The sequence below is a fragment of the Streptomyces wedmorensis genome, from assembly GCF_000716445.1.
GTDB lineage: Bacteria > Actinomycetota > Actinomycetes > Streptomycetales > Streptomycetaceae > Streptomyces > Streptomyces wedmorensis.
Genome location: NZ_JNWK01000098.1, coordinates 1 through 17082, shown reverse-complemented (window position 1 = coordinate 17082; position 17082 = coordinate 1). Strand labels below are relative to the sequence as shown.

Sequence of the window (17082 nt, the reverse complement as noted above, 5' to 3'; positions counted from 1 at the left end):
CCGGGTCCTTGGACACGAGGCGGTCGGCACTGTGGTGGAGACCGGGGGCGACGTCCGCACGGTGCGGCCGGGGGACCGGGTCCTGGTCTCCTGCATCACGGCCTGCGGAAGGTGTCGCTTCTGCCGTGAGGGCCGCTACGGGCAGTGCCGGGGCGGCGGCGGCTGGATCCTCGGCCACACGGTCGACGGCACCCAGGCCCAGTACGTCCGTGTGCCCTTCGCCGACCTGTCCGTCCACCCGCTGCCGGACTCGATCGACAGCTTCGACGCCGTCCTGCTCGCCGACATCTTCCCCACCGCCTACGAGGTGGGTGTCCTGAACGGCGCGGTGCGCCCCGCCGACACGGTGGTCGTGGTCGGCGTGGGCCCCATCGGTCTCGCCGCCGTCGCCACCGCCCGGTTCTACAGTCCCGGCCGGATCGTCGCCGTCGACCTGGCCGAGTCCCGGCTGGGCGCAGCCCGCGCCCTCGGCGCGGACACCACCGTGAACGCCGGGGAAGGCCCGGAACAGCTGGTGGCGGATCTGACCGACGGCCTCGGCGCCGACGTCGTGATGGAGGCCGTCGGAGTCCCGGAGGCGTTCGAGATGTGCACGCGGATGGTCCGGCCCGGCGGCAGGGTCGCCAACATCGGCGTCCACGGCAAGCCCGCGGCCCTCCACCTCGAAGACCTGTGGATCAAGGACGTCACCATCACCACCGGCCTGGTGGACACCTCGTCCACGCCCCTGCTGCTGCGCATGATGGCCGCCGGGCGGCTGCCGTCGGCGGAACTGGTCACCCACCGGTTCGAGCTGGGGGAGATGGAGGAGGCGTACGAGGTCTTCGGCAGCGCGGCCGAGACCGGTGCCGTCAAGGTCGCCCTCGGCGGCCCGCAGCACACGGCCGTGAGCCGCCCCGCCCCGCCGGTGGCCTGATGAACGGCCCAGGCCAGGGGCCTTTGCCGCCGGAAGGTGTCGTCCTCGACACCGACGGCGTACTGCTCGACTCCGCCGTCGTGCACGCGGCGGCGTGGAAGATCGCCTTCGACGCGTGCCTCGACCGAATCGCGCCCGCCCGAGGGACACAGGCGCCCTTCGACGCGGATGCCGAGTACCGTCGGCTCGTCGACGGCCGGTCCCGGTACGACGGTGCGGCGGCCTTCCTCACCGCCCGCGGCCTTCACCTCCCCGCGGGAGAGCCCCATGACCCGCCCGGCTGCGGCACGGTCTGGGGCGTCGCGGCACACAAGGAACAGGCGTTCCTCGCCTTGCTCCGCACCGGAGGCGTCAGGGCCTTCACCGACGCTCGGCCGGCCCTCGCGGCCCTGCGGACGGCGGGAGTCCCCCGCGCCGCGGTGTCCGCCTCCCGGCATGCCCGGGCGCTGATCCGCGCCGCCGGACTCGCCGGGCTGCTCACGGTGGTCGTGGACGGTGAGGACATTGCTCGGCTCGGCCTCGCCGGCAAGCCGGATCCCGCGCTGTTCCTGCATGCGGCTGCCGCCCTCGGCTGCCGCCCCCAGGAGACCGCGGTCGCCGAGGACGCCCTCGCCGGAGTGGAGGCGGCGCGCCGCGGCGGTTTCGGTCTCGTCGTCGGTGTCGACCGCACGCCGCTGCGGCACACTGCCGATCTCCTGCGACAGCGGGGGGCAGACCTGGTGGTGCCCGATCTCGCGACATGGGTCCGGAGCGTGTGGGGTGAGCACGGATGACCCCCGGCTGGACGTGGAGGTACGACCGGTACGACCCGGAGCGCGAGCGGCTGCTGGAAGCGCTGTGCACGCTCGGCAACGGCCGGTTCGCGACCCGCGGCTCCGCCCCCGAGTGCACCGCCGGGGGGCCGCATTACCCGGGCACCTATCTGGCCGGCTGCTACGACCGGCTGACCTCGGTCGTCGCGGGCGAGCAGGTCGAGAACGAGGACCTCGTCAACCTTCCGAACTGGACGCTTCTGCGCTACCGCTGCCTGCCGGACGACGGTCCGACGGGCGACTGGCTGACCCCCGACTCCGGGGAACTGCGCCATTACGACGTCCGTCTGGACCTCCGCGCGGGCGTGCTGACCAGGCACCAGTTCTTCGAGGACGCCCGCGGGCGGGGTCTGCGCGTCAGCCACGTCCGCGTCGTACACATGGGAGACTCCGGGCTTGCGGCCCAGTGCACCCTGTTCCGCGCCTACGGTTGGAGCGGTTCCGTCGAGGTGCAGTCCGTTCTGGACGGCGCCGTCACCAACGCCGGGGTCGAGCGCTACCGGCACCTGGACGGGCGTCATCTCACCGACCACCGGGCCGGGTTCGAGCCCGACGGCGTCGCCTGGGTCTCGTGCCGTACCGTCGACCCGGGCATCAGGATCGCCATGGCCGTGCGCACGGTCACCCGCCCCGCGCGGTCCGCGCGGGAGGCGGCCACCGGTACCGGCACCGTGCAGACGTACCGCCTGCCGATCGCTCCCCGCCGCTCGGCGACGGTCGTGAAGACCCTGGCACTGCACACCTCGATGGACTGGCCCGCAGTCGACCCGCTCTCGGCAGCCACCGACGTGATCGCCCGTGCTCCTTCCTTCCCGCAGCTGCTCTCCACCCACAAGGCGGCCTGGCAGCGAGTCTGGGAGCAGGGTGAGTTGCACGTGCCCGGGGAGGCGGGCCGCATCCTGCGGCTGCACGTGTTCCACCTGCTGCAGACGCTCTCCCCGCACACGGCGGAACTCGACGTGGGTGTGCCCGCCCGGGGGCTGCACGGTGAGGCGTACCGGGGGCACGTCTTCTGGGACGAGCTCTTCGTCCTGCCCTACCTCGACCTCCACTTCCCCGAGGTGGCCCGCGCGTTGCTCATGTACCGGCACCGTCGACTGCCGGCCGCCCGCAAGGCCGCCCGCCTCGCCGGTCAGCAAGGGGCCATGTATCCATGGCAGAGCGCGAGTTCGGGCCGCGAGGAGACCCAGGCCCTGCACCTCAACCCCCGCTCCGGGCGCTGGCTGGCCGACCGTTCACGGCTTCAGCGCCACGTGGGCTCGGCCGTCGCCTACAACGTCTGGCGGTACGCGCAGGCCACCGGCGACCGAGGATTCCTCCACTCCGCCGGGGCGGAGATCCTCCTTGAGGTCGCCCGCCACTGGGCCGGGACCGCGACGTTCGACCCGGCGCTCGATCGCTATCGCATCCGCGGGGTCATGGGACCCGACGAGTTCCACGACGCCTATCCCGACGCGACGGTCCCGGGCATCGACGACAACGCCTACACCAACGCGACCGCCGCCTGGGTGCTCGCCCGGGGCCTCGACCTGCTCGGTGAACTGCCGGCGGCCCGACGCTCGGAACTGTCGGAGCAACTGTCGCTGGACGCCAGCGAGATCGCTCGCTGGGAGGACGTCTCCCGTCGCCTGTACGTGCCGTTCCACCAGGGCGTGGTGAGCCAGTTCGAGGGATACGGAGACCTGGCGGAGCTCGACTGGGAGGCGTACCGGGCCCGGTACGGCGACATCCGCAGACTCGACCGGATCCTGGAGGCCGAGGGCGACACGGTCAACCGCTACCAGGCGTCGAAGCAGGCCGACACCCTCATGCTGGGCTACCTCTTCCGGCTCGATGAGTTGTACAGCCTGTTCGGTCGGCTGGGCTACGGGCTGGACGACGAGATGTGGCGTGCGACCGTCTCGTACCACCTGCGGCGCACCAGCCACGGCTCGACGCTCAGCAGTCTCGTCCACGGCTGGGTGCTGGCCCGGCAGAAGGGCGCTGAAGCGTGGCGCTACTGTGAGGAGGCGCTGCTCGCCGACGTGGCCGATGTCCAGGGCGGCACGACCGGCGAGGGCATCCATCTCGGCGCGATGGCCGGCACGGTCGACCTCGTCGAACGCGGGGTCACCGGCCTGGAGACGGGACCGGAAGGGCTTCGGGTGGCTCCGGTGCCGCTGGCGGAGATCCCCCGGTTCGCCTTCACCCTGTGCGTCGGCCGCCATCGAGGGGTGCGCCTGCGGATACTTCCCGGGCGCCTGGCCATCCGGGTCCCCGCCTCGCCCGCGGGCCCGATCGCCGTCGTCCTCCCCGGCGATCGGAAGGTCACCGTCGCACCTGGACAGGAGCGTTGGTTCCGCCTGTGAGCATCGGCTCCGCCCGCGAGCAGCGGTTCAGCCGAACCCGGGCACCTCGGTGACGGGCCGACGCGGCGTGGCTCGCCTCTGAGGGGCGCAGCCCCGGCGGATCGGCAAGGGCCGCACCGCGGCCGAAGCGGAGGGTTCGCAGATCGGGGACCTCGCGCGGCATGCCGCGCGTCGGGGCGCCGTGCGGTTCTGCGGTGAGTCACCAAGCGATGTCGTGCGGAATCCGGGTGGGGGACACGGGGCGCGTGTCGTCCTCGTGGCAGGACAGCCGGTCCACGACGGCGACGACGCCGTCCACCCGCTCGGCGAGTCCGACGAGCATCAGGGCCTGGCTGCGCCGACGAAGACGGCCGGCGAGCGTCACCACACCGTCGAGCACGTGTACGTCGACCGCGTCCCCGGGCAGGTCCATGGCATCCGTGAGGACGTCCTCGCGGATGCGGCGCCGTATCTCCGTGTCCGGGCGGAGGTAGACGCAGAGCAGGTCACGGCGGGTCACGATGCCCACCAGCCGTTCCTCCACGTCGACCACGGGCAGGCGTCCGACTCCGCGACGCACCATCAGCCGCGCCGCGTCGGCCACCGTCTCCTCGGCGTGGACCGTGACGGCCGGCTCGGTCATCAGGTCCCGTGCGGTCAGCTCGTGGTGGGCCAGGAGGTCGCTCTCCGAGACGACACCGACGACGTGGTCGTCCTCGTCCACCACGGGGACCCCGCTGATGTCGTGATCGGCGAGCAGCTTCGCGACCTCCCTGAACGACGTCGCGGGGACGGCGGAGATCACGTTGCCGGTCATGAGACCGCCGATCTTCAAGTGCTTCATCGCGGCGCCTCCTGTGGGGTCCGGCAGGTGTGCTGCCCCGTGTGACCAGCCTCCAGCGCCCGCCCGCGGGCGGCGAGGGCCGAACGGTCCCGGCGCAGGACCGAACGGGCACGTCACCGCCCGCCCGAACTCCGCCCGGCCGGTGTGGGGAGCCTTGGCGTGTGGGGACCTTTGGTCCCGCCATCGGCCCCAGCGGTCCTCCGGCTGCCCGACACCGGCTACCAGGGTGGGAACAAGCCGCTCGGACCGCGGGAGGAGAGCCATGGATACGCGCACCACGTCCCGACGCGACATCACAGTCGGCATCGACGTCGGCATCGACCCGGTCAGGAACCGGCACCTGCGCCTTGCCTGGTCGGTGGACGAGGCCCACCTGCGGGGCGTAGGCCCGCGCCTGGTGGTCGCCGTACTGTCAGACGGGGCGAAGACCGGGGGCCTCGACGCGCGACCTGTCCGAACGGACCGAGCCGCATTGTGCCGGCCGGCGCTCGGGTGGGCCCGGCAGCGGCACGGTACTGGAGGGGCGGATCCATCCCCGACCGAGCGGGACGGGGCTACACGTGGTCGGCGTCGTGCTCGTGGGCCTGCGCGGCGATGACGGCGGCCTGTACGCGGCGTTCCACGCCGAGCTTGCCGAGCAGCCGTGAGATGTGGTTCTTGACGGTCTTCTCGGACAGGTAGAGCCGCTTGGCGATCTGCCGGTTGGTGAGCCCCTCGCCGATCAGTTCGAGCACGGACCGCTCCCGTTCGGACAGCAGGGCGATCCGTTCGTCCTCCGGTGGCTTTGCCGCCTCCGGGTCCCGAAGCGAGCGCATGAGCCGCGCTGTGGTGGCCGGGTCCAGCATCGACTGCCCGGTGGCGACGGTCCGCACGGCCGACACGAGGTCGGACCCCTTGATCTGCTTGAGGACGTACCCGGCCGCACCGGCCATGATCGCGTCGAGGAGAGCGTCCTCGTCGTCGAACGACGTCAGCATCAGGCACGCCAGCTCGGGCATCCGGGACCGCAGCTCCCGGCACACGGCGACGCCGTCGACGTCCGGCAGCCGGACGTCGAGCACCGCCACGTCCGGCCGCAGGGCGGGCCCCCTGGCCAGCGCCTGCTCCGCCGTCGCCGCCTCGCCCACCACCTCCATGTCGGGCTCGTCGTCGATCAGGTCGCGAAGGCCCCGGCGCACGACCTCGTGATCATCGACGAGGAACACCCGGGTGAGTGCGGTGGCTGCCGGCAGATCGGTCATGGCGACCCCTGTGGTACGTCGGGTGGTTGCCGCCCCCACAAGGATTGTCCGTCATGGAGCGTCTCAGGGGGAACCGAGATCCATCCGGACGTCGACGACGCCCTCCACAGCCCGCGCGGCGCGGGCCACCAGCGGCACCATCGACCGGTCGGGGAGCGACCCACGGATCGTGGCCACACCGTCCACGACGGTGACGTCGATCTCCTTGTAGGGCGCGTCGCGCCCGATGGCGAGGGCGGTGTGGGACATGACGTCGCTGACGGTGTGGCGCGAGGCGGTCATCTCGTTCTCCCGGAAAGGTGAAGTCTTCGCCTCACGGCCCGGTGCTGCCTGGCATGCCCACGTGGTCGGTCAAGCGACCTGGAGGGCCGCGCCCCACGCCCTGGCGCGATCCCGTTCGCCGGCGCGCAGCGGGCCGTCGATCTCCTCGATGACGAACCCTTCCGGTTCCGCCACGAGTTCGTAGCCATGGCTGCGCAGCCGACGTGCGATGCCGCCGGCGGCAGCGCCTGCCAGGCGTGTGTCCGCCCTGGTGTCGAAGGCCGCGGCGGCATGGGTGCCGGTGTGGGCCTTCGGGAGCGTGTCGTGGAACCAGTCGCGGACGCCAGGGCCCTCGGCGCCCACTTCGGGGGTGAAGGGACGCTCCTCCTTCTCGGCTTCCTGCTTCTCGGCCTTCAACCCCATCCTCCGGCTCATCCCGGTGGTCATGCCCCGCATATGGGTCGGCCCGCCGACGACCAGCAGGTCAGTGCGACCGATGCGCTCCGGCAAGGCGTCGACCACCGCCATGCACTCGACCTCGGCGGCGGGATGCGTCTCCTTCAAGCCCTCTCCGATCGCGTCCGCGATCTCGCGCGTGTTGCCGAACAGGCTCTCGTACACGATCACAGCACGCATCACGACTCATCTCCTCAGGTGCGTCCTTCTCCGCTCTCGGCTGTCGCGGTGACGCTCGCTGGACGTTCATGGAGACCTCCTGGATCCTGCACCACCAGTCTGGTGCCAGGACCGCCATCTCGCTGGGGCCGAACGGTCCCCAGTCGCCTCACCGACGTCTCCGCCAGAGGCTTCTGCCTGGAGCCGGTCGTCGACCGACCGCGACCGCCTGGTGCCGGAGGCCGGCGCCATCACCGGCGTCATCGCCGGCCTCCGGCAGGTGGCGTCACTCCCCAGCAGCGTCAGGAGCAGTGTCAGGCCGTGGTCGCCGCAGTGGCGCTCAGGGAGGCGACCACCTCCTCGTCCTCGAAGTCGCCGGTCGGCTCGAAGCCCAAGGACTTGTAGAGGGCAGCCGCGGGCGCGTTGTCCGGGTGGTAGGAGAGCCGGATCTCACGACAGTCCGGAAGAGCCGCGAGCCGGCGCAACAAAGCCCGCACCGCGAGGCGGCCGACGCCCTGGCCCTGCTCGTCGGCGTTGACGATCATCCCGCCGATCCAGTGGGTGCCGTCCTCGTCGTCGTACGCCCACATGACATGCCCCACGACCTCCTCGCCCGCCCGCACGGCGAGGGAGGTCCACACCCCGCCGCGCAAGGAGAGCAGCAGATAACGCGCGCCCAGAGCGGCCACGAATCTGCGCTGGTCGTCGGCAGGGGCCACATCGGCGACGCTCCGCCAGTTCTCATCGGTGATGTCCTCAAGCACCACACCCCGACCCTGACGGTCAGTGAATTCCATCATCGGTTCCGCTCTCTCGTTCGACATCCCCTCATCATCCCTCTGATGGCGGACAGCCCCGGCACCGCCTGGAGACCCCGCACCGCGCTCGAAGGAGGTTCCGCGCCGCGGCTCTCGGCCGGTCCAGAGGCGGTCTGACAAGTAGGAGCGGAAGGCCCACCGACTCGCGAACAGGCCCATTTCGGATGAGGATGTCGAATTGTGGACCAGACTTCGGTGCGCCGATACCCCCTGTCTCCCGGCTCGCGTCGGCAACCTGCGGCGGGACCCCCTGGAGGGTAGGGGTGTCCGCGTTCAGCGTCACGGATACGCCGACCACACCGCGGCCGAGAAGCCCTTCGGCACGGTGGGGGAGCCGCGGCGCCGCCACTCGTGCGCCTGAACGGTGTCGCGGTCGTCTCGGTCGGCGCCGCCGGCCGGACGCACGCCGCCGGCACGTCGCATCGTGCCCTCGGCCCCACCGCCACCTCGGGTGTCCTGTGGGGGGAGCCGGTCGAGCGGCTCACCGGCGCTCCGTAGTAGCCGGGCCCTCGTACGGCCCCGGTCCCTCCCGCCAATCGAAAGGTGCGTCATGCATCCCGCGCTCAGTACCGCTGCGCTTGCCAGGCTGCGCCAGCCTCGTCCGTATCCCGCCGTGTCGCTCGTGATGCCGACCCACCGCCGCGAGCCGGACAACGCTCAGGATCCCGTACGGCTGCGCAACCTCCTGGCACGGGCGGAGAAGGAACTCCAGGACGACCCCGCCGTGACGCGGGAGCGGCGTGCGGACGTGCTGAGCCAGCTGGAGCGGGCTGTCGCGGAGGTCGACCTCGTCCATGCGGAGGACGGCCTGGTGATCTACGTGGCGCCGGGCGAGCACCAGGTGTGGACGGTGGCGCGTACGGTCCCGGAGCGGGTCGTCATCGGAGACACCTTCCTCACGCGCAACCTCGTCGCCGCCCGCTCCGCCGAGCGGCCCTACTGGGCCCTGACGGTGGCGGCTGACCGGATCTCCCTGTGGGACGGAGCGCCGGAGCGGGCCGCCGAGCACACGGCCGACGGCTTCCCGCTGACGCGGAGCCTGGAGGACCCGGACGCCGAACGCAAGGAACGCGTCGGGGACCTGCCGAGCACCTTCCGGGACGAGGACACACGCAAGTTCTTCCGGGACGCGTACGAGGGGCTGCGTACCGTCCTGGCCTCGGAGCCCCGTCCGCTGTACCTGATCGGCGAGGCGCCCGCGGTCTCCCTCTTCGAAGAGACCGGATCGCTGCCGCAGGGCACGGCCACCCTCCACCAGGGCGGTCTCGGACACGGTCCCGAGGCGGCCGTGCGGGCGGCGGTGGCGCCGCTGCTCGCCGCCCACGAGGAGGCCGTGTCGACCACCGTGCTGGCCGAGCTGGACGCGGCACGGGGACAGCGCGAGTACGCCGGCGGTCTCGACGAGGTGCACCAGGCCGCGAAGGAGGGCCGGATCCGTCTGCTGGCCGTCGAGGAGCATTACCGGACCGTCGTCCGCGACTACGGCGACCACCTCGAACCCGCGGACGCGGCCGACCTCGACTCCCGCGACGACATCGTGGACGAGATCGTCGAACAGGCCCTGGAGACGGGCGCCGAGGTGCGGTTCGTCCCCGACGACGCCCTGGCCGACGTGAACCGCATCGCCGCGGTACTGCGCTACTGACGACGTCCCACGGCCATCGCCCACGACCGCACACCACCGGAGGAACGCAGCGTGAACACCCCATCGCCTCGCGGGGGCCGGCCGGTCCGCGCCAGGGCGGCGAGCGCCGTCGTCGCCGTCGTCGCGACCGCGCTAGGAGCCGTCGGCCTCGTGTCCTGCGACTCGGACGGCGACGACACCGGGAGCCCCTCCTTCAGCGACCGCCCCACGGCGCCCGACACCGCCTCCTTCTCCGGTGAACACCCCTCCTCCGTCGCCTCGGCTGCGGAGTCGCGGATCGCGTCCGCGCAGGCCTCGGCATCGTCCGCGGCGGCCTCGGCCTCGGCCCGGGAGGCGTCACGTCAGGCGTCGATCGGTGCCGAGATCGAACGCTCCCGGCAGGCGGCGGAGAACGCCCTGAAGGGCGTCGAGGGCAGGGGCAACGCCCTGAACGAGGTCGGTATGATCGGCAAGCCCCGGGCCGACACGAACGGCGTGCTCACCGTCGTCGTCACCATCACCAACAAGACGAGCGCGACGGCGTCCTACGCCGCCCAGGTCGACTTCCTCGACCCTTCGGGCAAGGTCGTCGAGACCCAGTTCGTCGGCGCCGAGGACCTCCCGCCCGGCGAGCGGAAGCAGCCCCTGGTCATCAGTCGACAGCCCCCCGAGCCGGTGCTCACGCCGCGACTCACCAAGGCGCAGAGGTACTGAGAGAGGATCACCGCATGTCCGAGCTCATCGTCATCGGGTACGACGATCACCAGGTTGCGACCAAGGCCTTCAAGGAAGTGCAGAAGCTCCGCGACGGCCATGTCGTCGACCTGAAGGGTCTCGCCGTCGTCAGGGTCGACGAGGACGGCGAGACCCATGTGGACACCCCCGCCAAGACGGAGGAGATCGCCCTCTCCGCCACGGCCGGCGCGCTCTGGGGCATGGTCTTCGGCATGCTGATCCTCACCCCGGGCATCGGCGTGGTGGGCGCGGCTCTCGGAGGCCTCATCGGCAAGCTCACCCAGATGGGCGTCGACAACGGATTCCGGAAGAAGGTGAGTGACCTTCTCGAGCCCGGCTCGGCAGCCGTCGTGATCATGGCATCCAAGGTCACCGAGGACCGGTTCGCCGCGGCCATGGAGCCCTTCGGCGGAACCGTACTCAAGACCTCCCTCCCGGAGGACAGCGAGCGGGAACTCGCCGAGCAGCTCGCCGGGCCCGACCCCGAGACGGCGGCCTGACCGACCCCAGGGGCCGGGGCGATGCCCCAGCGCCCGCCCTGGGACCGTCCTCGTGAACGCTTGCGCATCCACGGGCCGCCGACTCCTCTCCTCTCGAGGGGAGTCGGCGGCCCGCGGCCATCAGCGCGCGCGTGGGGCGGGGAGGTTCAGAAGTCGACCGCGTCGCGGATCAGCGGACAGGTCATGCAGTGACCGCCGCCGCGACCACGGCCGAGTTCGGCGCCGACGATGGTGATGACCTCCACCCCCGCCTTGCGCAGCAGTGTGTTGGTCTGGGTGTTGCGGTCGTACGTGAAGACGACACCGGGTTCCAGCGCGACGGCGTTGTTGCCGCTGTCCCACTGCTGGCGCTCGGAGGCGTAGACGTCTCCGCCGGTCTCGATCACCTGGAGCTTGGGCAGGCCGAGGCTCTTCGCGACGACGTCGACGAACGGGGTGGTGCCCTCGTCGGTGATCTCGACGCCCGGAGCCTTGTCACTCGGCCGCAGCGAGAAGGTGTGGACGGCGTCCATGATCGTCGGATAGAGCGTGACGATGTCCCGGTCGGCGAAGGTGAACACCGTGTCGAGGTGCATGGCCGCGCGCAGCTTCGGCATGCCGGCCACGACCACGTGCTCGGCGGCGCCGTTCCCGAACAGAGCGGCGGCGACCTGGGTGATCGCCTGGCGCGAGGTGCGCTCGCTCATTCCCATCAGGACGACCCCGTTGCCGACCGGCATGATGTCACCGCCCTCGAAGGCGGCCTGGCCCCAGTCCTGTTCGGGGTCACCCCACCAGACGGTCGAGTCCTTGAAGTCGGGGTGGAAGGTGTAGACGGCCTTCATGAGGAGCGTCTCGCCGTGACGGGCGGGCCAGTACAGCGGGTTGAGGGTCACGCCGCCGTACAGCCAGCAGGTCGTGTCGCGGGTGTAGAGCGTGTTCGGCAGCGGCGGCATGAGGTACTCGCGTGCCCCGATGCCCTCCCGGGCGAGGGACACGTACCCGGAGCGGAACTCGTCGGGCAGGTCGGCCGTGGAAAGACCGCCGATGAGGAACTCCGCCAGCTCACGCGGGTCGAGGGAGTCGAGGAACGCGCGGGTGTCGTCGACCAGTCCGAGGCCGACCTCGTTGGGCACGATCTTCCGGTCGAGGAGCCATGCCTTCGCCTCGGGGATCGCCATGGTCTCGGCGAGCAGCTGGTGCAGTTCGACGACGTCGACACCGCGCTGGTTGAGCTTGTTGACGAAGTCGGCGTGGTCCCGCTGGGCGTTCTCCACCCACATGACGTCGTCGAAGAGCAGGTCGTCGGAGTTGGTGGGGGTCAGCCGCCGGTGAGCGAGGCCGGGGCCGCAGACCAGGACCTTCCGTAGCCGTCCGACCTCGGAGTGGACGCCGAGCGCGGACGGGGCGGAGCCGGTCTGGGTGCTATTCATGGTCAGCCTTTCCGAGGGAGGTCGGATACGTGTCCCGACGGGGTCAGAGCTCGATCCAGCCGGCGGCGATGGCAACGACACCGGCGACGGCACCGGCGACGGAGACCGCGCAGATGACGGTCTCGGCGGGGGAGAACAGACGCCGGTTCTGCTCGCGCCTGGCCTTGATGAACAGGAAGGTGGCGGGGGCGTAGAGGATGAAGGAGACGAGGACGAACTTGAGCCCGGCCGCGTACAGCAGGAACGCCGTGTAGAGCGTGGCGATCACGGCGACGACCAGTTCGCGCCGCGTGCTGCGCCCGGCCACCTGCTCCGCCTGCGGTCGCCGCGCGATCTTCGCGGCGAAGGCGGCGGCCAGGAGGAACGGAATGAGACTCAGAGCGCTCGTCAGGTCCAGGGCGAAGTTGAACGCGTCGTCGGAGAAAGCCGTCACGACCAGGATGACCTGGCTGAGGGACGTCGTCATGAGCAGGGCCGGGACCGGCACGTCGTCGCCGCTGGAACGCCCGAGGAACCGGGGCATGTCCTTGTCCTTGGCCGCGACGAACAGCACTTCCGCGGCCATCAGCGTCCATGCGAGATAGGCGCCCAGGACCGAGATGATCAGGCCGACGCTGACGAAGGTCTTGCCCCAGGTGCCGACGGCGGCCTCCAGGACGCCCGCCATGGAGGGCTGCCGGAGCTCGGCGATCTCGCTCATCGGCATGATGCCGTACGACACGATGGTCACCGAGGCGAAGATCGCGAAGACGCTGAGGAAGCCCAGGACCGTGGCCCGCCCGACGTCCTCCCGCCGCTTCGCGTGCCGCGAGTAGACGCTCGCGCCCTCCACGCCGAGGAAGACGAAGACGGTGGCGAGCATCGTTCCGCGGACCTGGTTGAACAGCGAGCCCGCGTAGTCGGCGCCGCCGAAGTTGTCCGCGAACACGGACGGCTCGAAGTAGAACAGCGCCAGGATGATGAACACGAGGATGGGGATGATCTTCGCGACGGTCACGATCCGGTTGATCGCGGCCGCCTCCTTCACCCCCTGGCGGATGAGGAAGAAGAAGCACCAGAGCCCGACGGAGGAGAGCACGATCGCGAGAGCGGTGTCACCGTCGCCGAGCGCCGGCGCGATGGCCCCGATCGTCGACATGATCAGCACCCAGTAGGTCACGTTGCCCACGCAGGCACTCGCCCAGTACCCGAACGCCGAGAAGAACCCCAGATACTCGCCGAAACCGGCCTTGGCGTACGCGTACACACCGGCGTCCAGGTCTGGCCGCCGGACCGCGAGCGTCTGAAAGACGAACGCGAGCATCAACATGCCCAGCCCGGCCACCGCCCAGGCGATCAGCGCACCCGCGACACCCGTCTCCTGCGCGAACCGCCGCGGCAGCGAGAACACTCCGGCCCCGACCATCGAGCCGACCACCATGGCGGTGAGCGTCAACAACGTCAGCTTGGCCGTAGGCGGCGACCCTCCTGAGGAAGCCTCGGTCTTGGATTCCGCATGTGTCATGGCGTACCTCGTAGACGGGAGCGTTCCATTGCGGCAGCGACCACCGGCTCGCCCGAGCGACCAGCCGCAGGCCGAGAGTCCCCGCCGCCGGAGCCCCCGCACAGCACGGACCCGGCCGGCCCGCCCTGCTCGTCGGTCTCCACCGATGCCCCCTGCCCGAGGTAGTGACAGACGCCGATGCCCGACCGCCCACTGAAAGGGGAATCTAACCCTCGCAGCCCATTTTGTCCTGATTTACGACCCTCTTCGCTCCCGAAGATCGCCCTAACGGCCAACTCGAAACAGCAGCCGGCCGGCGCCGCCGAGGCCACGACCCTGCCTCTGTCCCGCTCGCCGGCCCTGCCCTAACCGACAATCTGCCTGCGACGCCGGCCGGACCCCTACGGCGCGCCGCGCCGGAGCGGCGACGCCGGTCTGCCTCCGCGCCTGACTCTGCCGCAAGGGCATCGCCCACATGCTTCCCGAGCGGGCCGATCAGGTTCGCAGCCGGCGCCCGCCGAGCTCGCCGAACCGGCGAGACCCAGTAGCTCTTCCAGGCCGTCTCCGCGTACGTTCGCCCCCACGGCTGACGACGGCTTCGGGCACCCACGACTCGCCTCGGTTTGCGATCCGCTCGACCCCGGCCGCAGCGATCGCGACCCCCGAAAGTCGAGGCCAGAGGTCATCGCAGTAGCCGACTTCAAGCCGGATCGTCCCTTCGCTGAGCGGACCCCCAACGGCTTTGAGTGCGGTTTTGTACGCGCTCCTGTCCTCCTGCGTGACGAACTGGGCATCATCGGTCACGGACTCGGCCTCCGTGCGGGCCGGGACGCCGCCGCCCATCTCCAGGTAGTCCGGAGCCGCGTCGCACAGGGTGTTCCAGTTCGGCGAATTGTTCGAGGTCTCCATGGGGCACAGACGTGTGGCGGTTTGCCGGAGGCCTGTCGCCGCGCGAGCGATCTTCCACCATTGGGCGCGAAAGCCTTAGCTGCCGAAGGCCGTCAGAGCCAGTCGCTGAGCCACCGCAGGGACGCCGTCGATGGGGCCCGCGGTGCCCACCGCGTAGACCGCGCGCAGGCTGAGATCCCGGGAGGCGAAGACACCGCTGCGGTATCCCGGATCCGATCCCGTCTTGCCCCACAGGAGCGACCCGTCGGGCAGCGGCGTGGACATCAGCCCCACGCTGAAGCAGGCTGTGCCCTTGCCGGGGCCCGTGTTGCAGTGGGAGCCGTCCGCGTACGGCAGGGGTTTGCCATCGGCGCCCTTCGGTATCGCGAACAGTTCGGAGGCCTGCGCCGGACGCAGCAGTCGGCCGTCGAACAGGCCGGATATGAACCGGTCCAGATCCGCCGTGGTCGAGGTCATGCTGGCGGGCAGCCCGCCCTGCACGTTGACGTCGACCAGTTCGCCCCCGCTCCTCGCCAGATAGCCGGGCATGTACGGCCGGGGCACGGGCGTACTGCGGTTCGGTACGGAGGCGCGGGTGTCCCGCATCTTCAGCGGCTTGAGGATGCGGGTGGTCGCTTCGTGCTGGTAAGAGTGCCCGGTGATCTGCTCGATGAGTTTCCCGGCGATCCGGTAGCCGAAGGAGTTGTACTCCTGCCGCGTGCCGGGACTGAAGCGCGGCCCCGGGCCCGGCCGGCCCTCAGGACGGAGCGTCTCCCGGATCACCTCGTCGAAGGTGACGTAGTCCAGCACGCGCTCGATCTCCTCGTCCGGCGTGGTGGCCGGCGCGCCCTCCAGATCGTGCGGGAGCCCGCTGGTGTGGTCGAGCAACTGCCGCACACTGATCGGCTCCTTGAACCGGTCCTCCGGCAGCAGACCGGGCAGATAGTGCTGGACGCTCTCGTCCAGGTCGACACGACCCTCGGCGGACAACTGGAGCAGGATCACCGCCTCCATGGGCTTCGTGATGCTGCCGATCCTGAAGTGCGCGCGCGGGGAGACGGACCGACCGGTGACGACGTCCCCGGCCGCCCCCCGCCACGTCTCCCCGTTCTTGTGCACCTCCGCCACTGTGCCGGCCGCGCTGTCGCCCGGACGCGGCTCGATCGCCGCGCGCAGCGCGGCCCGGTCCAGTTCCGAAGCGGGCCTGCCGGTGGCGGCCTGGGCGGGCGCGACGGCACCGAGCGCCAGAACGGCTGACAGGACAAGGACCGAGGAACGACGACGCATGGGACGACTCCCACCTCTCGAAGCGGTGATCAGGTTCGGTTCGATCATGTCCGCCCGGAGCGCGCGCGACGACGGGGATCACCCCGGTCCAACCCCGATTCGACCCTGACTCCTCATCAGGGAGAGCCGCCAGACCGGGCCAGCGCTTCTTCACGCGATGCGCGAGCTTCGCCGCGCCGTCACGAGGGGAGCCGGAGGTGAACAGACGGATCGACCTGAACCTGGTCCGGCTCGTCCTGGCCTGGGCTGGCTTGGCCCGGACTGGCTTGGCCCGGCCCAGACCGGGCTTGGCCTGAGATGCCGTGCCCTGGCCGCGTACCGACGACAGACCGACGACAGACCGACGACAGACCGGCGGCGGCCCCAGGCGAGCAACCAGGCTTCTGATCGGCCCTGAACAGCAGCTGACCACCACCCTCTCCGTATGGCGACACAAGCAGGTGCCCACGCCGCCGGGACAAGGCCCGATGCTCAGCCCCAGGTCTGACCGGCCGGTTCCTTGATGGTGCGGTTGATCCTGTTGAAGAAGTTGGTCAGCGCGATCTCCAGGTTGATCGCGCCGATCTGCTCCTCGGTGAAATGGGCGTTGACCTCTTCCCAGATCTCGTCGGTGACTCCCTCCGCACCGTCCTGCAGCCGGGTGGCGGCCTCGGCCAGCGCCAGCGCCGCGCGCTCCGCATCGGTGTAGAACGGCGCCTCACGCCACGCCGCCACGCTGTGCAGCCGCTCGTCGGTGTCACCGGCCTTCTTCCCTCCGGCGACACTGGCGTAGACGCACGCCGAGCAGCCGTTGATCTGGCTGGCGCGCAGGTGGACCAGCGCGAGCAGTTTCGGGTCGACGCCCCCGGCGGCGATCGCCTTCTGCAGGTGCCCGACCGCCTTCCACACGTCGGCGTTGTCGGTGTTCTTGTTCTTCAGTCGGTTCTGCATGACAGGGTGCTCTCCTTGGTCGGGGTTACCTTGCGGGGCTCGTGCCCGTCACTCCTATGACGGAGCACCTTCCAGGGAGGTAACAACCATGTCCGGCGCCCATCCCGCCGACCCGATCGCCGACGCCTTCGAGGCCCACCGCGGCCGGCTCACAGCAGTCGCCTACCGCGTGCTCGGCTCCCACGCCGACGCGGACGACGCGGTCCAGGAGACGTGGCTGCGCCTCTCCCGCCAGGACGCCGACACCATCGACAACCTCGGCGGCTGGCTGACCACCGTGGTCGGCCGCATAAGACGTCGTTTCTTATGGCTGTCAGAGCGGCATGAGAGCCTCCTGACATGAGCTACGACCTGGCTGTCTGGGAAGGCGAGAGGCCGGCGGATGACAA

At 70.6% G+C, this 17082-nt stretch carries 16 protein-coding genes and 1 pseudogene; 8 read left to right on the top strand and 9 right to left on the bottom strand.

Annotated elements, in window-relative coordinates; all coding sequences use genetic code 11:
* The 3 genes from OO54_RS39515 to OO54_RS39505 form a co-directional block, all read left to right on the top strand.
* A partial coding sequence (locus OO54_RS39515; protein WP_033212238.1) for a zinc-binding dehydrogenase occupies positions 1-916 on the top strand: 916 nt, incomplete at its 5' end.
* Positions 916-1689 carry an HAD family hydrolase gene (locus OO54_RS39510; protein ID WP_051787829.1) on the top strand — a complete coding sequence of 258 codons (774 nt, stop codon included), beginning with the start codon at positions 916-918 and terminating at the stop codon, positions 1687-1689. The genes OO54_RS39515 and OO54_RS39510, both read left to right, overlap by 1 nt.
* The gene (locus OO54_RS39505) at positions 1686-4076 is read left to right on the top strand and encodes a glycoside hydrolase family 65 protein (RefSeq protein ID WP_033212232.1); all 2391 of its coding nucleotides are present in this window, start codon (positions 1686-1688) and stop codon (positions 4074-4076) included. Before OO54_RS39510 ends, OO54_RS39505 begins: the two co-directional genes overlap by 4 nt.
* A gap of 199 nt (positions 4077-4275) precedes the next feature.
* Here OO54_RS39505 and OO54_RS39500 read toward each other — a convergent pair whose 3' ends face one another.
* From OO54_RS39500 to OO54_RS39480, 5 genes are all read right to left on the bottom strand, one after another.
* Entirely contained in the window at positions 4276-4899 is a 624-nt protein-coding gene (locus OO54_RS39500) for a CBS domain-containing protein (RefSeq protein WP_033212225.1), read from the bottom strand.
* Positions 4900-5453: 554 nt separating this feature from the next.
* Entirely contained in the window at positions 5454-6140 is a 687-nt protein-coding gene (locus OO54_RS39495; protein WP_033212221.1) for a response regulator, read from the bottom strand.
* A 63-nt stretch (positions 6141-6203) separates the two neighbouring features.
* Positions 6204-6389, bottom strand: coding sequence for a BON domain-containing protein (locus tag OO54_RS48015; RefSeq protein ID WP_267888948.1), 186 nt, complete (start codon positions 6387-6389; stop codon positions 6204-6206).
* A gap of 102 nt (positions 6390-6491) precedes the next feature.
* On the bottom strand, positions 6492-7028 hold the full coding sequence (locus tag OO54_RS39485) for a flavodoxin family protein (protein ID WP_200146604.1): 537 nt from the start codon (positions 7026-7028) through the stop codon (positions 6492-6494).
* A 302-nt stretch (positions 7029-7330) separates the two neighbouring features.
* On the bottom strand, positions 7331-7816 hold the full coding sequence (locus OO54_RS39480) for a GNAT family N-acetyltransferase (protein WP_033212219.1): 486 nt from the start codon (positions 7814-7816) through the stop codon (positions 7331-7333).
* A 369-nt stretch (positions 7817-8185) separates the two neighbouring features.
* Here OO54_RS39480 and OO54_RS46180 point away from each other — a divergent pair, with 369 nt between their 5' ends.
* Genes OO54_RS46180 through OO54_RS39465 form a run of 4 tightly spaced genes read left to right on the top strand, consistent with a single transcriptional unit; the run spans position 8186 to position 10693 of the window.
* Positions 8186-8332, top strand: a complete 147-nt coding sequence (locus OO54_RS46180) for a hypothetical protein (protein WP_157856598.1) — start codon at positions 8186-8188, stop codon at positions 8330-8332.
* 52 nt (positions 8333-8384) lie between these two features.
* Complete coding sequence (locus OO54_RS39475; RefSeq protein ID WP_033212218.1) at positions 8385-9479, top strand: baeRF3 domain-containing protein; 1095 nt, start codon at positions 8385-8387, stop codon at positions 9477-9479.
* Positions 9480-9530: 51 nt separating this feature from the next.
* Entirely contained in the window at positions 9531-10172 is a 642-nt protein-coding gene (locus OO54_RS39470) for an FxLYD domain-containing protein (RefSeq protein WP_033212216.1), read from the top strand.
* Positions 10173-10186: 14 nt separating this feature from the next.
* The gene (locus tag OO54_RS39465; RefSeq protein ID WP_033212214.1) at positions 10187-10693 is read left to right on the top strand and encodes a DUF1269 domain-containing protein; all 507 of its coding nucleotides are present in this window, start codon (positions 10187-10189) and stop codon (positions 10691-10693) included.
* A 146-nt stretch (positions 10694-10839) separates the two neighbouring features.
* On the opposite strand, the gene OO54_RS39460 is transcribed toward OO54_RS39465, so the two are convergent.
* The 4 genes from OO54_RS39460 to OO54_RS39445 all read right to left on the bottom strand — a co-directional run bounded on the left by OO54_RS39460 (position 10840) and on the right by OO54_RS39445 (position 16693).
* Positions 10840-12105: an arginine deiminase gene (locus OO54_RS39460; RefSeq protein WP_033212211.1), complete on the bottom strand. Its 1266-nt coding sequence runs from the start codon at positions 12103-12105 to the stop codon at positions 10840-10842.
* Positions 12106-12148: 43 nt separating this feature from the next.
* Entirely contained in the window at positions 12149-13609 is a 1461-nt protein-coding gene (locus OO54_RS39455) for a basic amino acid/polyamine antiporter (protein ID WP_033212208.1), read from the bottom strand.
* Positions 13610-14572: 963 nt separating this feature from the next.
* Entirely contained in the window at positions 14573-15763 is a 1191-nt protein-coding gene (locus OO54_RS39450) for a serine hydrolase domain-containing protein (protein WP_033212206.1), read from the bottom strand.
* Positions 15764-16234: 471 nt separating this feature from the next.
* Positions 16235-16693 (bottom strand): carboxymuconolactone decarboxylase family protein, encoded by a 459-nt coding sequence (locus tag OO54_RS39445; RefSeq protein ID WP_033212204.1) that lies wholly within the window; start codon positions 16691-16693, stop codon positions 16235-16237.
* A gap of 88 nt (positions 16694-16781) precedes the next feature.
* Between OO54_RS39445 and OO54_RS39440 the strand changes: the two are divergent.
* Positions 16782-16985 (top strand): annotated as a pseudogene (locus OO54_RS39440) (sigma factor); the annotation flags it as partial.
* Positions 16986-17082: the final 97 nt, after the last annotated feature.

Coding starts and splice junctions, on each gene's coding strand:
- OO54_RS39480 (WP_033212219.1), bottom strand. CDS start 7,816: ATGATGGAATTCACTGACCGTCAGGGTCGGGGTGTGGTGCTTGAGGAC.
- OO54_RS39445 (WP_033212204.1), bottom strand. CDS start 16,693: ATGCAGAACCGACTGAAGAACAAGAACACCGACAACGCCGACGTGTGG.
- OO54_RS39475 (WP_033212218.1), top strand. CDS start 8,385: ATGCATCCCGCGCTCAGTACCGCTGCGCTTGCCAGGCTGCGCCAGCCT.
- OO54_RS39495 (WP_033212221.1), bottom strand. CDS start 6,140: ATGACCGATCTGCCGGCAGCCACCGCACTCACCCGGGTGTTCCTCGTC.
- OO54_RS39465 (WP_033212214.1), top strand. CDS start 10,187: ATGTCCGAGCTCATCGTCATCGGGTACGACGATCACCAGGTTGCGACC.
- OO54_RS39455 (WP_033212208.1), bottom strand. CDS start 13,609: ATGACACATGCGGAATCCAAGACCGAGGCTTCCTCAGGAGGGTCGCCG.
- OO54_RS39500 (WP_033212225.1), bottom strand. CDS start 4,899: ATGAAGCACTTGAAGATCGGCGGTCTCATGACCGGCAACGTGATCTCC.
- OO54_RS39505 (WP_033212232.1), top strand. CDS start 1,686: ATGACCCCCGGCTGGACGTGGAGGTACGACCGGTACGACCCGGAGCGC.
- OO54_RS39460 (WP_033212211.1), bottom strand. CDS start 12,105: ATGAATAGCACCCAGACCGGCTCCGCCCCGTCCGCGCTCGGCGTCCAC.
- OO54_RS48015 (WP_267888948.1), bottom strand. CDS start 6,389: ATGTCCCACACCGCCCTCGCCATCGGGCGCGACGCGCCCTACAAGGAG.
- OO54_RS39450 (WP_033212206.1), bottom strand. CDS start 15,763: ATGCGTCGTCGTTCCTCGGTCCTTGTCCTGTCAGCCGTTCTGGCGCTC.
- OO54_RS39510 (WP_051787829.1), top strand. CDS start 916: ATGAACGGCCCAGGCCAGGGGCCTTTGCCGCCGGAAGGTGTCGTCCTC.